19 protein-coding genes are annotated in these 21,514 nt (G+C 27.5%); 16 read left to right on the forward strand and 3 right to left on the reverse strand.

Annotation, left to right across the window (positions count from 1 at the left end):
* Window positions 1–17 precede the first annotated feature (17 nt).
* The 8 genes from ACUN06_RS01215 to ACUN06_RS01250 all read left to right on the forward strand — a co-directional run bounded on the left by ACUN06_RS01215 (window position 18) and on the right by ACUN06_RS01250 (window position 6,769).
* Window positions 18–815, forward strand: coding sequence for an energy-coupling factor transporter transmembrane component T family protein (locus ACUN06_RS01215; protein WP_291732220.1), 798 nt, complete (start codon window positions 18–20; stop codon window positions 813–815).
* 25 nt (window positions 816–840) lie between these two features.
* Window positions 841–1,575 carry a tRNA pseudouridine(38-40) synthase TruA gene (truA, locus tag ACUN06_RS01220; RefSeq protein ID WP_291732219.1) on the forward strand — a complete coding sequence of 245 codons (735 nt, stop codon included), beginning with the start codon at window positions 841–843 and terminating at the stop codon, window positions 1,573–1,575.
* A gap of 164 nt (window positions 1,576–1,739) precedes the next feature.
* Window positions 1,740–2,174, forward strand: a complete 435-nt coding sequence (gene rplM / locus ACUN06_RS01225) for a 50S ribosomal protein L13 (protein WP_291732217.1) — start codon at window positions 1,740–1,742, stop codon at window positions 2,172–2,174.
* Between the two features lie 26 nt (window positions 2,175–2,200).
* Window positions 2,201–2,593: a 30S ribosomal protein S9 gene (gene rpsI, locus ACUN06_RS01230; RefSeq protein WP_291732215.1), complete on the forward strand. Its 393-nt coding sequence runs from the start codon at window positions 2,201–2,203 to the stop codon at window positions 2,591–2,593.
* A gap of 198 nt (window positions 2,594–2,791) precedes the next feature.
* Window positions 2,792–4,402 (forward strand): Na/Pi cotransporter family protein, encoded by a 1,611-nt coding sequence (locus ACUN06_RS01235; protein ID WP_302739958.1) that lies wholly within the window; start codon window positions 2,792–2,794, stop codon window positions 4,400–4,402.
* Between the two features lie 94 nt (window positions 4,403–4,496).
* Window positions 4,497–5,192, forward strand: a complete 696-nt coding sequence (gene cwlD, locus ACUN06_RS01240) for an N-acetylmuramoyl-L-alanine amidase CwlD (protein WP_294369299.1) — start codon at window positions 4,497–4,499, stop codon at window positions 5,190–5,192.
* A gap of 163 nt (window positions 5,193–5,355) precedes the next feature.
* Window positions 5,356–6,198 (forward strand): fumarate hydratase, encoded by an 843-nt coding sequence (locus ACUN06_RS01245; protein ID WP_291732212.1) that lies wholly within the window; start codon window positions 5,356–5,358, stop codon window positions 6,196–6,198.
* A 13-nt stretch (window positions 6,199–6,211) separates the two neighbouring features.
* Complete coding sequence (locus ACUN06_RS01250) at window positions 6,212–6,769, forward strand: Fe-S-containing hydro-lyase (protein WP_412875214.1); 558 nt, start codon at window positions 6,212–6,214, stop codon at window positions 6,767–6,769.
* Between the two features lie 73 nt (window positions 6,770–6,842).
* On the opposite strand, the gene ACUN06_RS01255 is transcribed toward ACUN06_RS01250, so the two are convergent.
* Window positions 6,843–7,700: a YitT family protein gene (locus ACUN06_RS01255; protein ID WP_294126487.1), complete on the reverse strand. Its 858-nt coding sequence runs from the start codon at window positions 7,698–7,700 to the stop codon at window positions 6,843–6,845.
* Window positions 7,701–8,074: 374 nt separating this feature from the next.
* Between ACUN06_RS01255 and ACUN06_RS01260 the strand changes: the two genes are divergently transcribed.
* The 3 genes from ACUN06_RS01260 (at window position 8,075) to ptsP (ending at window position 13,523) form a co-directional block, all read left to right on the forward strand.
* Window positions 8,075–10,246 (forward strand): ribonucleoside-diphosphate reductase subunit alpha, encoded by a 2,172-nt coding sequence (locus ACUN06_RS01260; RefSeq protein ID WP_412655380.1) that lies wholly within the window; start codon window positions 8,075–8,077, stop codon window positions 10,244–10,246.
* Window positions 10,247–10,445: 199 nt separating this feature from the next.
* Window positions 10,446–11,480 carry a ribonucleotide-diphosphate reductase subunit beta gene (locus ACUN06_RS01265; protein ID WP_291734993.1) on the forward strand — a complete coding sequence of 345 codons (1,035 nt, stop codon included), beginning with the start codon at window positions 10,446–10,448 and terminating at the stop codon, window positions 11,478–11,480.
* 423 nt (window positions 11,481–11,903) lie between these two features.
* Window positions 11,904–13,523: a phosphoenolpyruvate--protein phosphotransferase gene (gene ptsP / locus ACUN06_RS01270; RefSeq protein WP_449389975.1), complete on the forward strand. Its 1,620-nt coding sequence runs from the start codon at window positions 11,904–11,906 to the stop codon at window positions 13,521–13,523.
* Between the two features lie 213 nt (window positions 13,524–13,736).
* Here ptsP and ACUN06_RS01275 read toward each other — a convergent pair whose 3' ends face one another.
* A complete protein-coding gene (locus ACUN06_RS01275) occupies window positions 13,737–14,309 on the reverse strand; it encodes a cell wall hydrolase (RefSeq protein WP_291734987.1) in 573 nt (190 codons plus the stop codon).
* Window positions 14,310–14,382: 73 nt separating this feature from the next.
* Window positions 14,383–15,399, reverse strand: coding sequence for a hypothetical protein (locus ACUN06_RS01280; protein ID WP_449389976.1), 1,017 nt, complete (start codon window positions 15,397–15,399; stop codon window positions 14,383–14,385).
* A 189-nt stretch (window positions 15,400–15,588) separates the two neighbouring features.
* On the opposite strand from ACUN06_RS01280, the gene cdaA reads away from it, so the two are divergent.
* From cdaA to ACUN06_RS01305, 5 genes are all read left to right on the forward strand, one after another.
* Entirely contained in the window at window positions 15,589–16,446 is an 858-nt protein-coding gene (cdaA, locus tag ACUN06_RS01285; protein ID WP_291734981.1) for a diadenylate cyclase CdaA, read from the forward strand.
* Window positions 16,413–17,702 (forward strand): CdaR family protein, encoded by a 1,290-nt coding sequence (locus ACUN06_RS01290; protein ID WP_449389977.1) that lies wholly within the window; start codon window positions 16,413–16,415, stop codon window positions 17,700–17,702. The genes cdaA and ACUN06_RS01290 overlap by 34 nt, the downstream gene beginning before the upstream one ends.
* A 61-nt stretch (window positions 17,703–17,763) precedes the next feature.
* Window positions 17,764–19,362, forward strand: a complete 1,599-nt coding sequence (locus tag ACUN06_RS01295; RefSeq protein WP_294126483.1) for an NAD(P)/FAD-dependent oxidoreductase — start codon at window positions 17,764–17,766, stop codon at window positions 19,360–19,362.
* A 139-nt stretch (window positions 19,363–19,501) separates the two neighbouring features.
* Window positions 19,502–20,380 carry an Rpn family recombination-promoting nuclease/putative transposase gene (locus ACUN06_RS01300; RefSeq protein WP_177160154.1) on the forward strand — a complete coding sequence of 293 codons (879 nt, stop codon included), beginning with the start codon at window positions 19,502–19,504 and terminating at the stop codon, window positions 20,378–20,380.
* A 156-nt stretch (window positions 20,381–20,536) separates the two neighbouring features.
* Window positions 20,537–21,391, forward strand: coding sequence for an Rpn family recombination-promoting nuclease/putative transposase (locus tag ACUN06_RS01305; protein WP_301953902.1), 855 nt, complete (start codon window positions 20,537–20,539; stop codon window positions 21,389–21,391).
* The last annotated feature ends 123 nt before the right edge of the window (window positions 21,392–21,514 follow it).

A 21,514-nucleotide genomic window follows, 5' to 3' on the forward strand; every position in this document is an offset into this window, starting at 1 on the left:
GAAAGAGAGAAGTTAAAATGATTAAAGATATAACTATAGGTCAATATATACCAGGTGAATCTTTTATACATAAACTAGATCCTAGAACTAAGATATTAATTACATTTTTATTTATTATAAGTTTATTTATTGTAGATAAATTTGTTGGTTATATTTTTGTAGTTGCTTTTTTAGCATTAGTTGTATATGTAGCTAAAATATCTCCAAGATATTTATATAAGGGATTAAAACCTGTATTTTTATTAATAGCATTAACAGCAATTTTAAATATTTTTATGCTTAGAGAGGGAAGGTTGCTTTTCCAACTTGGGTTTATCAAAATTTATGAATCAGGTATTAAAACTGCATTATTTATGGCAATAAGATTAATACTTCTTATTATGGGGACATCAGTTTTAACATTAACTACATCTCCAATAGAATTAACAGATGGTATAGAAAGATTATTAAGACCAATTGGTAAAGAAATAGCACATGAATTAGCTATGATGATGACTATTGCATTAAGGTTTATACCAACACTTATTGATGAAACAGATAAAATTATGAAGGCTCAAAAAGCTAGAGGAGCAGATTTTGAAAGTGGCGGATTAGTTAAAAAAGCAAAAAACTTAATTCCACTTTTGGTGCCTTTATTTATTAGTTCATTTAGAAGAGCGGATGAACTTGCTATGGCAATGGAAGCAAGATGTTATAGAGGGGGAGCTGGAAGAACTAGAATGAAAGTTTTAAAGTTTACCTCTAAAGATTTTATAGCATTTGGAGTGTTTGCATTATTATTAGCAAGTACATTAATAATAAGATTTGCAATCTAATAAATTAAATTGAAAAGGTGATATGTTGAATAATATTAAATTGACCTTAGAATATGATGGCACAAATTATTATGGATGGCAAAAGCAAAAAGGATTTAAAACTATACAAGGTGAAATAGAAGAGGCTATTGAGCTTGTTACTAAAGAACATTGTGAAGTTATAGGAAGTTCAAGAACTGATGCTGGTGTTCATGCAAGAGGATTTGTTGCTAATTTTAAAACAAATAGTAAGGTGCCTCCTAATAAATTTAGAGAGGCACTAAATGTTAAATTACCAAATGATATAGTTATAACTAAATCAGAACAAGTTGATGAAGAATTTCATGCAAGATATTATGCAAAGGGAAAAACATATGAATATTACATATTAAATTCAGATGTTCCTTCTGCTTTAATGAGGAACCAAATGTATCATTATAAATATGATTTAGATGTAGAAGCAATGAAAATAGCAGCTAAACAATTTATTGGAACGCATGATTTTGCAGCATTTAAGACTCAAGGAAGTTCTGTTAAGGGAACAATTAGAACTATATTTGACGTAAAAGTAGAAAAAGAAAAAAATATTATAAAAATTTCGGTAAGTGGTGATGGATTTTTATATAATATGGTTAGAATAATAGTTGGAACCTTAATTAATGTTGGACGAGGAAAAACTGATGCTACGTCAATATTAGAAATAATAAACAAGAAAGATAGGTCTTTAGCAGGGGATTGCGTACCACCATATGGTTTATTTTTAAAAGAAGTTTATTATTAAAAATTTTTAATAAAAATGTTGACACACCCGTATGCGTGTATTATAATTTATTTTGTTTGTTAGAATAATTTATGTACGTGAGACCACGTGTGCAGAGGTCTTGACATAAATGTTATACATAATTAAGGTATAACGATAAATGTAAGTTCAGGGAGGGAAATAACATGAAATCATACATTGCAAAAGCACAAGAAGTTGAAAAAAAATGGTATGTTGTTGACGCTGCTGGAAAGCCACTAGGAAGAGTTGCTAGCCAAGTTGCTACAATATTAAGAGGTAAACATAAGCCAACATTTACACCAAATGTTGATTGCGGAGATTTCGTAATAGTTATCAATGCAGAAAAGGTTGTTTTAACTGGTAAGAAGTTAGATCAAAAAATGTTAAGAAAGCACAGCGGATACGTTGGTGGATTAAAAGAAATTCCTTATAGAGAAGTTCTTGCTAAGAAGCCAGAATTTGCTTTCGAAGAAGCAGTTAGAAGAATGCTTCCATCAGGAGTATTAGGTAGACAAATGCTTAAAAAGTTAAAAGTATACAAAGGTTCTGAGCATGAACATGCAGCTCAAAAACCAGAAGTACTTGAATTAAAGTACTAATACAATCTCGGGAGGAGGAATAAAAAATGGCAAAAGTTCAATACATGGGTACTGGAAGAAGAAAAAAATCAGTTGCAAGAGTTAGACTTGTACCAGGAAATGGGAAAGTTGTTATAAATAACAGAGAAATCGAAACTTACTTCGGTTTAGAAACTTTAAGAATGATAGTTAATCAACCATTAGTTTTAACTGGATCAAAGGATAAATTTGACGTATTAGTTAATGTTCACGGTGGTGGATTCACAGGTCAAGCTGGAGCTATCAGACACGGAATTACAAGAGCTTTAATTAAATCAGACGAAAACTTAAAATCTGAATTAAAGAAAGCTGGTTTCGTAACAAGAGACCCAAGAATGAAGGAAAGAAAGAAATACGGTCTTAAGAAAGCTAGAAGAGCACCACAATTCTCTAAGAGATAGTATTTTTTACGAGAGGTTTTTATACCTCTCTTTTTTTTATTTTAATATTGAAGTACCATAAAATTAAAAATTCCAATATTAAATCTATGTTAAAAAATGTTGAAATCTATTAACAAATGTTAATTTTTATTGTAAACTTAACTGGATGAAATAATTTTTAACATAAATAAAATATACAAGAGTAAAGGAGAATTTATCTTGGATACAATATTAACAATTGTTAAATTATTAGGTGGATTGGGTTTATTTATCTATGGTATGAAGCTAATGGGAGATGGACTTGAAAATGCTGCTGGAGAAGGATTAAAAAAGATACTTGAAAAAGTAACAAAGAATCCTTTAATTGGAGTAATAGTTGGTGCTGTAGTAACTATGGTTATTCAAAGTAGTAGTGCTACAACTGTAATGGTAGTTGGATTTGTTAATGCAGGATTAATGAATTTAGCTCAAGCTGCTGGAATTATTATGGGGGCAAATGTTGGAACAACTGTAACAGCACAATTAGTTGCATTTAAGTTAGATGATATTGCTCCAATTTTTGTGTTTGTTGGTGCCATGATGGTAATGTTTGTTAAAGGAAAAAGGAGAAGGGAAATTGGAAATATAATACTTGGTTTTGGTATTTTATTTGTTGGAATGGGAACTATGAGCGAAGCTATGAAACCATTAACATCATCTCCAATATTCCAAGATATACTTACAACAGTAGGATCACATTGGTACTTAGGATTAATTGCAGGGGCTTTAATAACAGCGGTTCTTCAAAGTTCATCAGCAACTACAGGGATACTTGTAGCATTAGCAACTGCAGGAGCATTAAATATCAATGAAGCACTTCCTATAATAATGGGATGTAATATTGGTACTTGTATAACAGCAATGCTTGCAACCGTTGGTACTAATAAGACTGCTCATAGAGCTGCTATGTTACATTTAATATTTAATGTAGTTGGAACTATAATATTTTTACCAATAATAGTTCCAGGATTTTTAGGTAGATTTGTTTCATATTTTTCTAGTGATGTAAATAGACAAATTGCAAATGCGCATACAATATTTAATGTAATTAATACAATAATAATGGTTCCATTAATACCTATACTATGTAAGATTGTTGAAAAATTAATACCTGGTGAAGATGACGAAAAAGTAGGACCTAAGTATATAGATGATAGGTTATTAGAAACACCTGTAATAGCTGCAGGGCAAGTTCTTAAGGAAACTATAAGAATGTCTAATAAATCAAAATTAAGCTTAGAATTAGCTATGGATGCATTTATGAAAAATGATGAAAAATTAGCTGAAAAAGTATATGAAAACGAACAAATAATAAATAATCTTGAAGAATGCATAACAAATTATTTAGTTAAGCTTTCTAAATGTGAGTTATCAGATAAGGAAAAAAATATAGTTGCTGCAACTTTCCATGTAGTTAATGATATTGAAAGAATAGGAGATCATGCAGAAAACTTAGCAGATTTAACTATTCAAAAAATAAATAAAAAATTAAGTTATAGTGAAGAAGCAATTTCTGAAATAACAAATATGTATAAAGCTACATTAAAGGCATTAGATATATCAATAGAAAGCTATTCTGATAGAGATAAAGAAAAGGCAAAAAAAATAAATAGTGTTGAATCTGAAATAGATAAGATGCATAAGAAATATAGAGATTTACACATAAAGAGATTACATGAAGGAACTTGTAGTGCATATGCAGGTGCAATATTCCTAGATTTATTAAGTAATTTAGAAAGAATAGGAGATCATTCAACTAATATTGCTGAAAGTGTAATTGAAAATAATTAATAAAAAGGAGCGAATTTTCACTCCTTTTTATTTTGTATAATTCTTATAAAAATAAACAAAATAAAGATAAGATTAAATTTTTGGAGGATATAATATGAAAAAAAGTATTGTTGCTATTTTTGTCTTCTTAATGATTATTAATTTTGTTACTCCAGTTTGTGCAGTTATAAATGAAGATAAATCTGAAAAAATTATTTTAATTGACCCAGGACATGGAGGAATTGATGGTGGTGCAAAATCAAAAAATGGAACAATTGAAAAAGATATTAACTTACAAATAGCAATAAAGCTTAAAGAAAACTTAGAAGATAAAGGTTATAAGGTTTATATGACTAGGGAATGTGATGAAGGGCTTTATAAACAAGGTAAAACTGTAAAAGAAAAAAAGAGGGAAGATTTAAAAAAGAGAGTAGATTTAAAAACAGAAACTAATTGTGATATATTTGTTTCAATACATCAAAATATGTTTCCACAAAGTAAATGTTATGGGGCACAAGTTTGGTATGCTTCAAATGAAAATAGCAATAAATTAGCTACAAGTGTTCAAGATGCTATTAAAGAAAGCGTTAATGATAATAATAAAAGAGTTGCAAAACCAGCAGCAGAAGCTTATTTAATATTAAGAGATAAATATGAAGGGGCATCAATATTAGTTGAATGTGGATTTTTATCAAATCCAAATGAAGAAGCAAAGTTAAAAACTGATGAACATCAAAATTTGATAGTAGAAGGAATATCTAAAGGCATAGATAGATATTTTGAAAATAATATTGAAAATAAAAAGGATTAATAATTTTTTTGGAAAAATGGGAGTTATAAGTTAATTAATAGTAATAAACTTATAACTCCTATTTTATATTTTAAATATAATTAAATAAGAGAACTTTTAATTTTGGTTGTAAAATTCTACAGTAAATAATAAACTATTTATATATGAAAGGGGAGGATATTAAATGAGAGAAATACATATATCTAAAATAATAGAAGCAGTAAAAGAACTTTGTGTTGAAGCAAATTATTATTTATCAGATGATGTAAGAAATACATTATATCATGCAAAAAAAAGTGAAACATGGCCATTAGCAGAAAATATATTAGAACAAATAATATTAAATTCTGATATAGCTAAAAATGAAAATAAACCTATATGCCAAGATACAGGAATGGCATGTGTATTTTTAGAAATTGGACAAGATGTACATATTATTGGAGGATTATTAGAAGATGCTATTAATGAAGGAGTTAGAAGAGGCTATGATGAAGGATTTTTAAGAAAATCAGTAGTTAAAGATCCTATTAATAGAATAAATACTAAAGATAATACGCCTGCTATTATTTATTATGATATTGTTCCAGGAGATAAGATAAAAATAACTGTTGCACCAAAAGGCTTTGGTTCAGAAAATATGAGTAGAATAAAAATGCTTAAGCCTTCAGATGGGTTACAGGGGGTTAAAGATTTTATAATTGAAACAATAAAACTTGCAGGGCCTAATCCATGTCCACCAATAGTAATTGGAGTTGGAATAGGAGGTACATTTGATAAAGCAGCATATTTATCTAAAAAAGCATTAATAAGACCTTTAAATGTAAGAAATAAAGATGAATTTTATAGTAATTTAGAAAAAGAGCTTTTAGAAGATATAAATAATCTTGGAATAGGACCACAGGGATTTGGAGGAAAAACTACAGCAATAGGATTAAATATAGAAACATATCCAACACACATTGCTGGGTTGCCTGTTGCAGTTAATATTAATTGTCATGCAACAAGGCATAAGGAAAGAGAGTTATAGGAGGTTAAATATTATGAGGAAGATACATACTCCTTTAAATGAAGATATAACTAAAAAATTAAAAGCTGGTGATAGCATATTATTATCAGGAACAATATATACAGCTAGGGATGCTGCTCATGAAAGACTAATAAACCTATTAAAAGAAGGTAAAGAATTGCCTTTAAATATTAAGGGAGAAATTATATATTATGTAGGACCTACACCAGAAAAGCAAGGTGAAGTTATAGGGGCTGCAGGGCCAACAACAAGTTATAGAATGGATGGCTATACACCTGAACTTTTAGATTTAGGATTAAAAGGCATGATAGGAAAAGGTGCAAGAAATGAAGAAGTAATAAATGCAATAAAAAGAAACAATTCTATTTACTTTGGAGCAATTGGAGGAGCTGGAGCATTAATAAGTAAATGTATAAAATCATCAAAGATAATTGCTTATGATGACTTAGGTGCAGAAGCAATAAGAAAGCTTGAGGTAAAAGATATGCCTTTAGTTGTAATAATAGATACAAATGGTAATAATTTATATGAAATAGGAAAGAGAGCTTATTTAGATAGCATTAAAGCCTAAAATATGCATTAATTAAATAAAAAACGATTATCTCTTATGAAAGAAATAATCGTTTTTTAATATAATAAATTAACTATAGAGTAACAAACCCTTTTCCTTTAACTTCAGAAACATCTATTATTGTAATAAAAGCTTTAGGGTCAACTCTTAAAATTTTAGTTTTTAAGCTAATCATTTGAGAAGTTGTGACTGCCACATATAATAGTCTTTTTTTATCTCTAGTATATCCGCCTTCAGCCATAAGAGCAGTAATACCACGATTCATATCCTTTATTACATAATTAATAATATCATCTTCTTTTTCAGTTAATATAAGCAGAAGTTTTTTACTAGTAAAACCATTTAAGACTTTATCTAAAATAGTGCTAGTAATAAACATAGAAATTAATGTGTATAATGCTCTAGGTAATCCAAAAATAAATATTGATACAGTTACTATAATTAAATTAAATGCAAATCCAACTTGACCTATATCAAAATTAGAATATTTTTTTCTAATAACCATAGTAATTATATCAGTACCACCAGTAGAACCATTTCTATAAAATATTAATCCAGATCCAATTCCACTTAATACACCACCATAAATACAATATAAAAGCATATCATCAACTTGAACTAATGTAGATAAAGGTTTAGTTATCATAAGTGCAGTTGAAAAAGAAAGCATTCCTATAGCAGTATAAATTGTAAAACGTTTATTTAAATATTTATAACTTACAAAAAACAATGGAATGTTTAATAAAAACACTGTAATTCCAGAGGGAACTTCCCATAAGTATTGTAAAATAAGTGCTATACCTGTAACACCACCACTTAATAATTTAGCATTAGATAAGAATAAATTAACTCCTAAAGATGAAATAAAACTTCCTATTATAATTACTAAAATATCAACATAAAAATTTTTGCTTTTAATTAAATATTTCATAAAGTACTCCTATAAATATATTAATAGTTCCATACAAATTATATATTAAAAATTTAACTATGTTAAGTAATTTATTTTAAAATTATGTAACATAATAAGATTGAATATAAAAAAGTTAGAATAATAATTACTATTAAATAATAATAATAATAATAATAGATTATTAAAGAAAATGAAAGAAATTAAAAAGATAATTATTTTCTTTTTAGTTTTTGGTTTATAAGTTATTTTACAATAGTTAAAAATATAAATATAATGAACGATATATTGTGTGAAAAAGTGCAAAATATACTATATATAGTGGAGGAGTAAAAGTGGTTAATTTAGAAGGCATTTGTGAAAAAGCAATTAGTAGAATAGATAATAATGAAGAAATTTATGTAAAAGAAAAATTAATAGATGGTTGCAAAAACATAATAAGAAATTCAATGAGTGAAGAGGAAATTAGAAGTTCTGTAATTCAAGTGGCACTAGAATTAACTACAGAACAGGAGCCAAAGTGGCAATATGTTGCATCAAAATTATATGTAGAAAGATTATATGATGAAGTAAAAATAAATAGAAATAAAAAAATAGAAGAAATACCATATAGCAATTACTATGAATTTATTTGTGAAATGACAAATAAAAATTTATATGGAAAATACATATTAGAAAATTATACTAAAGAAGAAATTGAAGAATTAGAAAAAGAAATAAAACCAGAAAGAGATTTTATATTTACATATAGTGGAATAGATTTATTAACAAAAAGATATCTTATTCAAGATTATAATAGAAAACCTCTTGAACTCCCACAACAAATGTTTATGGGAATAGCAATGCATTTAGCAATTCCAGAAGAAAAGCAAAATAGATTAATGTGGGCAAAAAAGTTTTATGATGTTTTAAGTTCACTTAAAGCAACTATGGCAACACCTACTATGTCAAATGCCAGAAAACCATTTTATCAGCTAAGTTCATGTTTTATTGATACAGTAGAAGATAGCTTAAAAGGAATATATAAATCATTAGATAACTTTGCAGAAGTATCAAAATTTGGTGGAGGAATGGGAATTTATATAGGGAAAATAAGAGCAATAGGTTCTACAATAAGAGGATTTAAAGGGGCATCAGGTGGAGTTATTCCATGGATAAAATTATTTAATGATACTGCTGTTGCAGTTGATCAGCTTGGAGTAAGAAATGGTTCAGTAGCAATATGGCTTGATGCATGGCACAAAGAAGTTCCAGAGTTTCTACAATTAAGAACTAATAATGGTGATGATAGAAAAAAAGCACATGATGTCTTCCCAGGATTATGTTATCCAGATTTATTTTGGAGATTAGCAGAAGAAGATATAGATGCAAATTGGTATATGATGTGTCCACATGAAATTAAAAATGTTAAGGGATATTCATTAGAAGATTTTTATGGGGAAGAATGGGAAAAAAGATATTATGATTGTGTAAATGATGAAAGAATAGATAAAAGAATAATGTCTGTTAAAGACATTGTAAGATTAATTATTAAAAGTGTAGCAGAAACAGGAACACCATTTGCTTTTTATAGAGATACAGCAAATAAAATGAATCCTAATAAGCATGTAGGAATGATTTATTCTTCAAATTTATGCACAGAAATAATGCAAAATATGAGCCCTATGGATATTCAAACTACAGAAGTGATAAATGAAAATGGAGATAGTATTATAGTTGAAAAAACTAAAGCAGGAGATTTTGTAGTTTGTAATCTTTCATCAATAGTATTAGGAAATGTTAATGTAAATAATGATAAAGAAATAGAGTATGTTGTAGAAACTCAAATAAGAGCCATGGATAATGTAATAGACCTAAATTATTATTCAGTTCCATTTGCAGAAGTTACAAACAAAAAATATAGAGCAATTGGATTAGGAACAAGTGGTTATCATCATATGCTTGCAAACAATAAAATTCATTGGAATGAGGAAAAACATTTAGAATTTACAGATGAGGTATATGAAAAGATTAATTACTATGCAATTAATGCAAGTATGAAAATTGCAAAAGAAAAAGGTAAATATTCTTGTTTTGAAGGTTCAGATTGGCATAATGGAAATTATTTTGATTTAAGAAATTATACTTCAGAAAAATGGAATAAATTAAAAGATGATGTTAAAAAATATGGATTAAGAAATGGATACCTTTTTGCTGTTGCACCAAATGGTTCTACAGCTACAATTGCAGGAACATCAGAAGGGGTGGATCCTGTTATGGCAAGATTTTGGTTAGAGGAAAAGAAGGGGAGCATAGTTCCTAAAACTGCTCCAAATTTAAGCTGGGATAATTTTTGGTATTATAATTCAGCATATAATGCAAATCAACAACTTTGTGTAAAAATAAATGGTATAAGACAAAGACATATAGACCAAGGACAATCATTTAATTTATATATAACGACAGAATATACAATGAGACAAATAATGAATTTATATATATCTGCATGTAAGTGTGGAGTGAAATCTATTTATTATGTAAGATCTAAATCATTAGAAATTGAAGAATGTGAAAGTTGCTCTGCATAATAAACAATTAATTTTATGGGGCTGTCGCACTAAAACTTTTATACACAATATATTGTTTTAAAAAATAAAAATTAATACAATATATTGTGGTATTTATTCTTAATGCGACATCCCCATATTTTAATAGGAATATTGATCAAGAAGCTCCCACTTACATAAGTGGAGAGTAGTTCACATTAGAAGTTAGGAGAGTTTAGATATGGAAATTAAAAAAAAGCCATTGTTTAATGAGCTAGGTGATATAGAAGTTAGTAAGAAAAAATTGATAAATGGAAATACAACTAACTTAAATGATTTTAACAACATGAAATATAAGTGGGCATCAGATTGGTATAGGCAAGCAATGAATAATTTCTGGATTCCAGAAGAAATAAATCTTTCTCAAGATTTAAAGGATTATGGAAATTTAGATGAAAACGAAAGAGTTGCATATGATAAAATTTTATCTTTTTTAATATTTTTAGATTCAATCCAAACTGCTAATTTAAGTAATATTAATAACTATATAACTGCTAGTGAAATTAATTTATGCCTTACTATTCAAGCTTTCCAAGAGGCAGTACATTCACAAAGCTATAGTTATATGCTTGATACAATATGTTCTCCAGAAAAAAGAAATGAAATTCTTTATCAATGGAAAGATGATAAAGTTCTTTTAGAAAGAAATAAATTTATTGGGGAACAATATAATAAATTTTTAGAAAATCCAACAAAAGAAAATCTTATAAAAACTATAATGGCTAATTTTATATTAGAAGGAATTTATTTTTATTCTGGATTTATGTTCTTCTATAATCTTGAAAGAAATGGGAAAATGCCAGGGTCAGCACAAGAAATACGTTACATAAATAGAGATGAAAATACACATTTATGGTTATTTAGAAGCTTAATTAGAGAACTTCAAAAAGAAGAAATTGAAATATTTAATAAAGAATTTATTGAAGAATTAAGATTAATGATGAAAACGGGAGTAGAACATGAAATAAATTGGGGTAATTATGTTATAGGGGAAAATATACAAGGTATTAATAAAAATTTAATTGATTCATATATTAAATATTTAGGAAATAAGAGATTAAAAGAAATTGGATTAGAACCATTATTTGATGGATATGACAAAAATCCAGCTCCATGGGTTGATTCATTATCAAATGCTAATTCTGTAAAAACAGACTTTTTTGAAGCAAAATCAACAGCATATGCAAAAGCAAGCGTGTTAATAGACGACTTATAAGTAGTTAGTAGTTAGTAGTGACAAGTGGTAAGTGGCAAGTTAAGGGAAAAATTCAGCTTAGGCTGAATTTTAAAAATGTATTATTGGAAACTCCTAAAGGAGTTTCAGATTAAACTTGTCACTTATTACTGATTTAATTTATCATACATAACTACAAGCTACTCACTACAAACTAAAAACTAAAAATTACGCTTAGTTGAATTTGGAAAAATATAAAATTTAAAAAAATTTAATGATAACGTTATTTAAAATATGTTATAATACTCATGTCGTATTAAGTTTAAAAAAATAAATTTAAAATCAAAATAAATTTATTTCAAAAAGGTTAAGCATATATTTTGGGTAACTAAAATTATAGTAACTTAAGATATAAGGATTAAAAGAGTATTACTAATTTTATACTTAAGTGTAGGAGGAATTTTTATGAAAAAAGGTATCGCTGCATCAAAAGGTTATGCTATAGGTAAAGCGTTTATTCAAGAACACGAAGAAATAGTTATTACAGATGCTAAAATTGAAGACGTAGCTGCAGAAAAAGAAAATTTAAGAGTTGCTTTAGAAGCATCAAAGCAACAATTAACAGCAATTAAAGAAAAAACACTTGCAGAAATAGGTGAACATGAAGCTGCTGTTTTCGAAGCACACTTAACATTATTAGACGACCCTGAATTTACAGGACAAATGGAAATGACAATAGAAAATGATAGTTTAAATGCTATGAAAGCTGTTCAAAATGTAACAGATACATTTGTTATGATTTTTGAGTCAATGGATGATGCATATATGAGAGAAAGAGCTGCTGATATTAAAGACGTTTCTAAGAGAATCATCTCTAACTTAGCAGGAAAAGGTGGAAGTGCATTTGCTATAACTGAAGAAAATACAGTTGTTGTAGCTCATGATTTAACTCCATCAGATACAGCTCAATTAGATAGATCAAAAGTTTGTGGTTTCTTAACAAACATAGGGGGAAGAACTTCTCACTCAGCTATTATGGCTAGAACATTAGAAATTCCTGCTGTTGTTGGTTTAGGAGATATAACTACAAGCGTTAAAAATGGTGATTTAGTAATAGTTGATGGTATAGAAGGTGTTGCTATAATCAACCCATCTGAAGAAATTGTTGCAGAATATAAAGCTAAGAAAGAAGCTTTTGCAGCAGAACAAGAAGAATTAAAGAAACTTATCGAAGTTAAAACTGTAACTAAATCTGGTAAGAGAGTTGAAGTTTGCGGTAATATCGGTAAGCCAGAAGATATAGATCAAGTTTTAGCTAATGGTGGAGATGGTGTAGGATTATTCAGAACTGAATTCTTATACATGGATAGAGAGCAAGCTCCAACTGAAGAAGAACAATTCACAGCTTACAAGACTGTTTTAGAAAAAGCTAACGGTAAGCAAGTTGTTATAAGAACATTAGATATCGGTGGAGATAAGGTATTACCTTACTTACCATTACCAGAAGAAATGAATCCATTCTTAGGATACAGAGCTATTAGATTATGCTTAGATAGAAAAGACATATTCAAAGTTCAAATCAGAGCTTTATTAAGAGCTTCTGTATACGGAAAACTTTGCGTTATGTTCCCAATGATTTCTGGTTTAGAAGAATTCCAAGCTGCTAAAGAATTCGTTGAAGAATGTAGAGCAGAATTACATGCTGAAGGAGTTAAAACTTCTGAAACTATCCAATGGGGTATCATGGTTGAAATTCCAGCTGCAGCAGTTATGGCTGATGAATTAGCTAAATATGTTGATTTCTTCTCAATTGGAACTAATGACTTAATCCAATATACATTAGCTGCTGACAGAATGAGTGAAAAGGTATCATACCTTTACAACCCAATGCACCCAGCTGTATTAAGATTAATAAAGATGACTATAGATGGTGCTCACAAACATGGTAAGTGGGTTGGAATGTGTGGAGAAATGGCAGGAGATGAAGCTGCTATTCCAACATTAGTACAATACGGATTAGATGAGTTCTCAATGAGTGCTACTTCAATCTTAGGTGCTAAGAAGATAATATTAGAACAAGAATAATATAAAAGAGAATTGCATTTTATTTGCAATTCTCTTTTTGTATTAATAAAATTTTACAGATACCTAAGCAATAAGTGACAAGTGATAAGTGGCAAGTGACAAATTAAGGAAAGAATTCGGCTTAGGCTGAATTTTTGAAAGTATAAAATTTAAGAAACTCCCTGAGGAGTTTCATCCGTAACTAAAAGCTATTCACTAAAAACTACAAATTATCTAAAGTGTGAAGAATAAATGTTGTCCTATTGAAATTACATTGTGTTTTTCTACATTTTTCATCCAAGAGCAAGTAGCTATATCTGGATTATAGAAAAAAACAGCATCTCCTGTAGGATCATTTCCACTTAATGCATCATAAACAGCATCAAAACATTCTTGAGTTGGTTCAACATTGATTTCTCCATCAACAACACAAGAAAATGCTCGAGGTTGGAATACAACACCTTGAATTGTGTTAGGAAATCCAGTATTAAGAGCTCTGTTTAATATTACAGATGCAACAGCAACTTTACCCTCATAGGGTTCACCCTTACTTTCAGCATATACTACTTGAGACATTAAATAAATATCTGATTTTGTTAAATAAAGCAGTTGATTATTTTCCTTAAAAACTTGAACATAATCTTCATCAGATAAATTTATATAGTTATTTGTGTTATTTTCTAAATTTAATAAAGTGTTTTCAAATCTTGTACTTGCATTTACATTAAAATTATTTAATAAGTTTAAGTCAAGTGCTGAAAGGGATAATATTAGTATAATACAAAATAAAAATTTTCCAAATTTCATTATAAACCTCCTTTTGGAATAACCAAATCGAGATTTATTTTGCCCATAAAATTAAAAATAATACAAAATTTTATTAAAAAGAACTTAATAATGATTTAAAAGAAGTTTTTACATCTTCATATTTAGAAAAAGCATTTTCATAATACTTATCAATATTAGTTTTATTTTTTTCATAAGATGAAGAGGATTTTTCATAAATAACTGCAATTTTAAGAGAATTTAAATAAGTTGAATATAAAGAAAATATATTATTCATAGAATTATAATAAGATATACATCCTTCTGGAATAGATGAATAATTAAAATCTCTCTTTATATTACTTAACTCATCTTCATTTTTTCTAATGTCATCAAGAATAACATCAAATGAGCGATTATCTTTTCTTATTAATTTAATTGCAGGTTCTAAGTCTTCCAATAAATCAGAAAAGCTATTAGTGCATTTAGTCAACTTTTCAATATAAGAATTATATTGATTAGTTTTAATGATATCTTCTTTATTTAATTTATCAATAGCATTTAAATATCCTATTAAATCATCAAGAAATTCTTCACTTTCACTTGGAAATTCCACAGATAATCCATAAGGGTATAATGCTTCATAACTAGAATTACAATTATCCTTAAGCAATAATATTTGAGATGTTATTTCAGAACTACTTAAATCATTAGAATAAGACAAGGATTCAATGCAATACTTATAAAGATTTTCTGTAGCTTCTATAGAACTTATAAACTTTGGAATTATATCAGGATTTTTATTATTATTTATTACTGTAGCAGAAACCTTTTCTTTTAATGAACTTAAATTTTTTAAGCTATCATTTAATATATTTAATGTTGATTTAGTATCAATTGTTGTACCCTTAATGCATTTCTTTAATGAAGAATTAATGGATGTTAGTTTAGTAGCATAAGGTTCAAGTTCATTTACAAAGTTATCAGTAATAGATAAATTATTATTTAAAGTTTCAATAGAGTGATTATTTTTATATAATAATATCATCATAGAAGAAGTTACTATAACACTTATGCTTAAAGTAATTAAAAACATTTTATTATCTGATAAAAATTTTTTTATATTTTCCAAAGAAATTCACATCCCTTAAGTATAAATATGTTTAAATATTATAAAGAATTAATTTATATAATTTATATAATTTATATTAAGAAAAATGAAAATTATACTAAAATGAGATAACAAAAATAAAATTATAATATTTTAACAATTATTATAATGGTGTATAATTTAATTAATAAATTTATGGTGGTGAATTAAATGCAAAATTTTATTACGATGGTAATGAATTCACTAAAGAGTATGTCATTTACTGCTATTATAGATATTTTAGTAGTGGCATTTATATTTTATAAAGGATATATGTTAATAAAAGAAACAAGAGCTGAACAACTATTAAAAGGAATAGCATTTATTATCATATTAATTCCAATTAGTGCAATTTTAAATTTAAGTATGCTATATTTTATATTAAGCAAAACATTAACAATTGGGATAATATCTGTTGTAATAATATTTCAGCCTGAAATAAGAAGAGCATTAGAGCATTTGGGAAGAAGTGCTTTTGAAGATAAACATGGATTTGTAGATAAAGAACAAAGAAATATATATGTAAATGAAATAGTTAATGCTGTATCAAATTTAGCTGATAGCAAAACAGGAGCATTAATAGCAATTGAACAAGGAACAGGATTAGGGGAAATCATTTCCTCTGGTACTATTATTGAAGCAAAAATAACTTCAAACTTATTAGAAAATATATTTGTAGTTAATACTCCACTTCATGATGGAGCAACAATAATAGGAAAAGATAAGATATTAGCAGCAGGATGTGTTTTACCTTTAACTAACAACAAAGAAATAAATAAAAAGTTAGGAACCAGACATAGGGCAGGTATAGGATTATCAGAAATATCTGATGCTTTAGTAATTATAGTATCTGAAGAAACAGGAATAATTTCTTTGGCTATAAATGGCCGTTTAACTAGAAATTATGATAAAGATAGATTAAGAAGTATCTTACTAAAGATAATGGATCATAGAGAAGAAAAAAATGTTAAAACTGCTGGTAAGAAGGTGAAAACATGGATAGTTGGAAAAATAAACAAAAAGTCATAGTTCAATTAGTATGTATTTTATTATCATTATGTTTGTGGATTTATGTTACAAATATTAAAAATCCTATTAAATCTTATGAATTAAAAAATGTACCAGTAGAAATATTAAATTCAAATAGCTTACAAGATTCAGGATTAGCTTTAGTTCCAAATCAAAATTTTTATGTAAACTTAAAAATAGAAGGTAATACTCAAGATTTATTTAATGTTGATAAAGATAGCTTTAAAATAATAGTGGATTTAAGTGAATATGTGCTTAAAAAAGGTGAAAACAAAGTTGCAGTAAATATTAAAGAATCGCCAAGTTCAATAACAATTAAAAATAGCAATGGCTTAACAATAAGTGTTAATACAGAAGAATATGCAACAAATGAAGTGCCTGTAAAATCAGAGATAAATATAACTTCAAAATCAAGTTATTATGTTGCAACACCAGTATTTAGTCCCAAAACAGTAGTAGTTTCAGGACCTAAATCATTAGTTAAGAAAGTAACTAAAGTAGTAGCACAAGGTGAAGAAAGTAATGCATCAAAAACTATTGTTAAAGATTTTATAATATCACCAGTAGATGAAAATGATAATGAAGTTATAGGTGTAAAATTATCAGAAAAATGGGTAGAAGGAACTATTGAAATCAATGAAGGAAAAGTAGTGCCTATAAAAATAAATACAACAGGAACATTAAAAGATGGATTAACATTAAAATCAATATCTGGAGATATCACAGAAGTTGGAATAACAGGACCAGAAGATGTATTAAGAAATATATCTGAAATTGGAACAGAAGAAATTAATTTATCAGAAATAAAAGATTCTACAAATATTGAAGTAGCTTTAGGAATACCAGATAAAATATCAATTTATAATGGAAAAAGTTCAATAAATGTTAATATATCAATAGATAAAGCCAAAACAAAAGATTTTACAATTGCTTATTCTATTGTAGGAGCAGCAGATGGACTAACTATTACTCCAGATTCAAATAAAGTTACAATAACAGTTTCAGCTAATTCTGATGTTTTAGATAGTATTACAGAAGAAAACTTTAATGCACAATTAGATGTATCACAATATACTGAAGCAGGGGAATATAATAAAGCACCAGAGGTTACAATAGTTAATGCTGATAATATTACTATAAATAATGTTAGTGAAGTAAAATTAACAGTAACAAAAAATTCAGAAGATAATAATAATGGTAGCATAGAAACAGATAAAGAAAATAATGCTGATGGAAAAGAACAAGCAAAAGAATAAATTACAGGTAAGGTCAATCTATTAATTAGATTGACCTTAATAGTAAATATGAGGTGAAAACATGACAATAAGAATAAATAATTTAAGTCTTGGATTAGATGAAGACATAAGTATATTAAAGAAAAAAGCAAGTAAAAAATTAAGAATTTCAGAAAATGAAATTAAAGATTTAAAAATAGTTAGAGAAAGCATAGATGCTAGAAAAAAAGATAATATTAAATTTACATATGCAATTGAAATTAATTATAAAGATGAAGAAAAATTAGTTAATAGACTTCATGATAATGATGTAAGAATTGATACATATAAATATGAACCAGATGTAGAACCAGGAAATGAAAAACTTAATAATAGACCAGTAGTAGTTGGGCTTGGGCCAGCTGGTTTATTTTCAGCATTAATGTTAGCACAAAAAGGTTATAAACCATTGGTGATAGAACGTGGAGAAGATGTTGATAAAAGAACTGAAACTGTGGATAAGTTTTGGAAAACAGGAATTCTTAATTTAGAATCAAATGTACAATTTGGTGAAGGAGGAGCAGGTTCCTTTTCAGATGGAAAACTTACAACTAGAATTAAAGATAAAAAATGTGATTATGTTTTAGAAGAACTTGTTAAGGCTGGAGCGCCAAAAGAAATAAAGTATGAAGCAAAGCCACATGTAGGTACAGATATATTAAAAGATGTAGTTAAAAATATAAGAAAGCAAATAATTGCACTAGGAGGAGAAGTAAGATTTTCTTCAAAATTAGAATACATAAAAAGTAAAGATGGAAAAATAAGAAGCATAATTGTAAATGGAGAAGAAATACCTTGTGATGCACTTGTTTTAGCTTTAGGACATAGTTCAAGAGATACTTATGAAATGTTAAATGATATAGGAATATTTATGGAACCAAAAGCATTTGCAATAGGTGTAAGAATTGAACATCCACAAGAAATGATCAATGTAGGTCAATATGGAAAGATGACAAGTCATCCAAGATTACAAGCTGCAAGTTATAACTTAACTTATCAAAGCAAGAGTTTAGGAAGAGGTATATATTCATTTTGCATGTGTCCAGGCGGGGTAGTAGTAGCTGCAGCATCTGAAGAAAATAGATTAGTTTCTAATGGGATGAGTTATCATGCTAGAGATAAAGAAAATTCAAATTCCGCATTAGTTGTAACTGTTGCTCCAGATGACTTTGAAGGAAATTCAGTTTTAAGAGGAATGGAATTCCAAAGATATTATGAAGGGTTAGCATATAAAGTTGGTGGTGGTGGCTATAAGGCACCAGTTCAATTATTAGGAGATTTTATAAATGATAGAAAGTCAACTAAATTAGGTGGAGTTACTCCAAGTTATGAACCAGGTTTTGAATTTGCAGATATGAGACAATGTTTACCTTCGTATGTTGTTGATGCAATTAAAGAAGGTGTTGGTAACTTTGATAGAAAAATTAAAGGGTATGGAAGAGAAGATGCTATTTTAACAGGTATTGAAACAAGAACTTCAGCTCCAGTTAAAATTACTAGAAATGAAAGATTAGAAAGTATTTCATTAAGTGGATTATATCCATGTGGAGAAGGAGCAGGATTTGCTGGCGGAATAGTATCAGCAGCAGTAGATGGAATAAAAGTTGCAGAAAGAATTATAGAAAAATACTACTACAGTTAGGAGTGACAAGGGGAAAGTGGCAAACTTATGTAAAAGCATGAGTTTGTCACTTTTTTCGTTAATTGATATTTTTATTTATAACATATTTAATGTGGGATATAATTAAAATAGATAATAATTATATTGATGGGAGAAAGTTATGAGTAAAGGTTTATTAGATCCTAAAGTAGATTTTGTATTTAAAAATATATTTGGTTCACCAAATCATCCAGAAATATTAATATCATTTTTAAATGCAACATTAAAAGCAAAAAAGAAAATAGTAAATGTTGATATAAAAAAAACAGACATAGAAAAGCAATATATTGAAGATAAATATTCAAGATTAGATGTAAAAGCAACAACAAGTAATGATGAAATAATTAATATTGAAATACAGCTAAAAAATGAAAATAATATGGTAAAAAGAAGTTTATATTATTTAAGTAAAATGTATGAAGAGCAGTTAAATGAAAAAGAAGATTATTCAAAATTAGTAAGAACAGTGTGCATTAATATTCTTAATTTTAAATATCTTAAAACTGATAATTTCCATACAGGATATAGATTTAAGGAAATTGAAAGTAATGAAGAATTAACAGATATTATGGAAGTTCATTTTATAGAAATTCCAAAGTTACAGGATTCAAGTGATGAAAAAGATATGCTTGTTGCATGGACAGAATTTTTAAAAGATCCGGAAAGTGAAAAAGTTAGAGGGTTAGAGTTAAGCATAGAAGAAATCCGACAAGCAAAAGATGAACTTATACGAATGAGTAATGATAGTACTCAAAGGGAGCTATATGATATGAGAGCAAATTCTTTAAGGGATAAAATGAGTGAATTAAATGCAGCAGAGAGAAAAGGAATAGAAAAGGGAAGAGAGGAAGGTAGAGAAGAAGGTAGAAAAGAAGGAATAGAAGAAGGTAGAAAAGAAGAAAAAATAGAAATAGCAAGAAATATGAAGTTAAGTGGACTAGATACTAATACAATTGCAAAGATAACTAATTTATCAGAAGATGAAATAGATAAATTATAGTTTTAAGAGTGCTATGGATTTTAAATTTTTTAAGTGGCAAACTTATGTAAAAACATGAGTTTGTCACTTTTTTCGTTAATTGATATTTTTATTTATAACATATTTAATGTGGGATATAATTAAAATAGATAATAATTATATTGATGGGAGAAAGTTATGAGTAAAGGTTTATTAGATCCTAAAGTAGATTTTGTATTTAAAAATATATTTGGTTCACCAAATCATCCAGAAATATTAATATCATTTTTAAATGCAACCTTAAAAGCAAAAAAGAAAATAGTAAATGTTGATATAAAAAAAACAGACATAGAAAAGCAGTATATTGAAGATAAATATTCAAGATTAGATGTAAAAGCAACAACAAGTAATGATGAAATAATTAATATTGAAATACAGCTAAAAAATGAAAATAATATGGTAAAAAGAAGTTTATATTATTTAAGTAAAATGTATGAAGAGCAGTTAAATGAAAAAGAAGATTATTCAAAATTAGTAAGAACAGTGTGCATTAATATTCTTAATTTTAAATATCTTAAAACTGATAATTTCCATACAGGATATAGATTTAAGGAAATTGAAAGTAATGAAGAATTAACAGATATTATGGAAGTTCATTTTATAGAAATTCCAAAGTTACAGGATTCAAGTGATGAAAAAGATATGCTTGTTGCATGGACAGAATTTTTAAAAGATCCGGAAAGTGAAAAAGTTAGAGGGTTAGAGTTAAGCATAGAAGAAATCCGACAAGCAAAAGATGAACTTATACGAATGAGTAATGATAGTACTCAAAGGGAGTTATATGATATGAGAGCAAATTCTTTAAGGGATAAAATGAGTGAATTAAATGCAGCAGAGAGAAAAGGAATAGAAAAGGGAAGAGAGGAAGGTAGAGAAGAAGGTAGAAAAGAAGAAAAAATAAAAATAGCAAGGAATATGAAGTTAAGTGGACTAGATACTAATACAATTGCAAAGATAACTAATTTATCAGAAGATGAAATAGATAAATTATAGTTTTAAGAGTGCTATGGATTTTAAATTTTTTAAGTGGCAAACTTATGTAAAAACATGAGTTTGTCACTTTTTTCGTTAATTGATATTTTTATTTATAACATATTTAATGTGGGATATAATTAA

This window comes from Clostridium sp. ETTB3, from assembly GCF_053571985.1.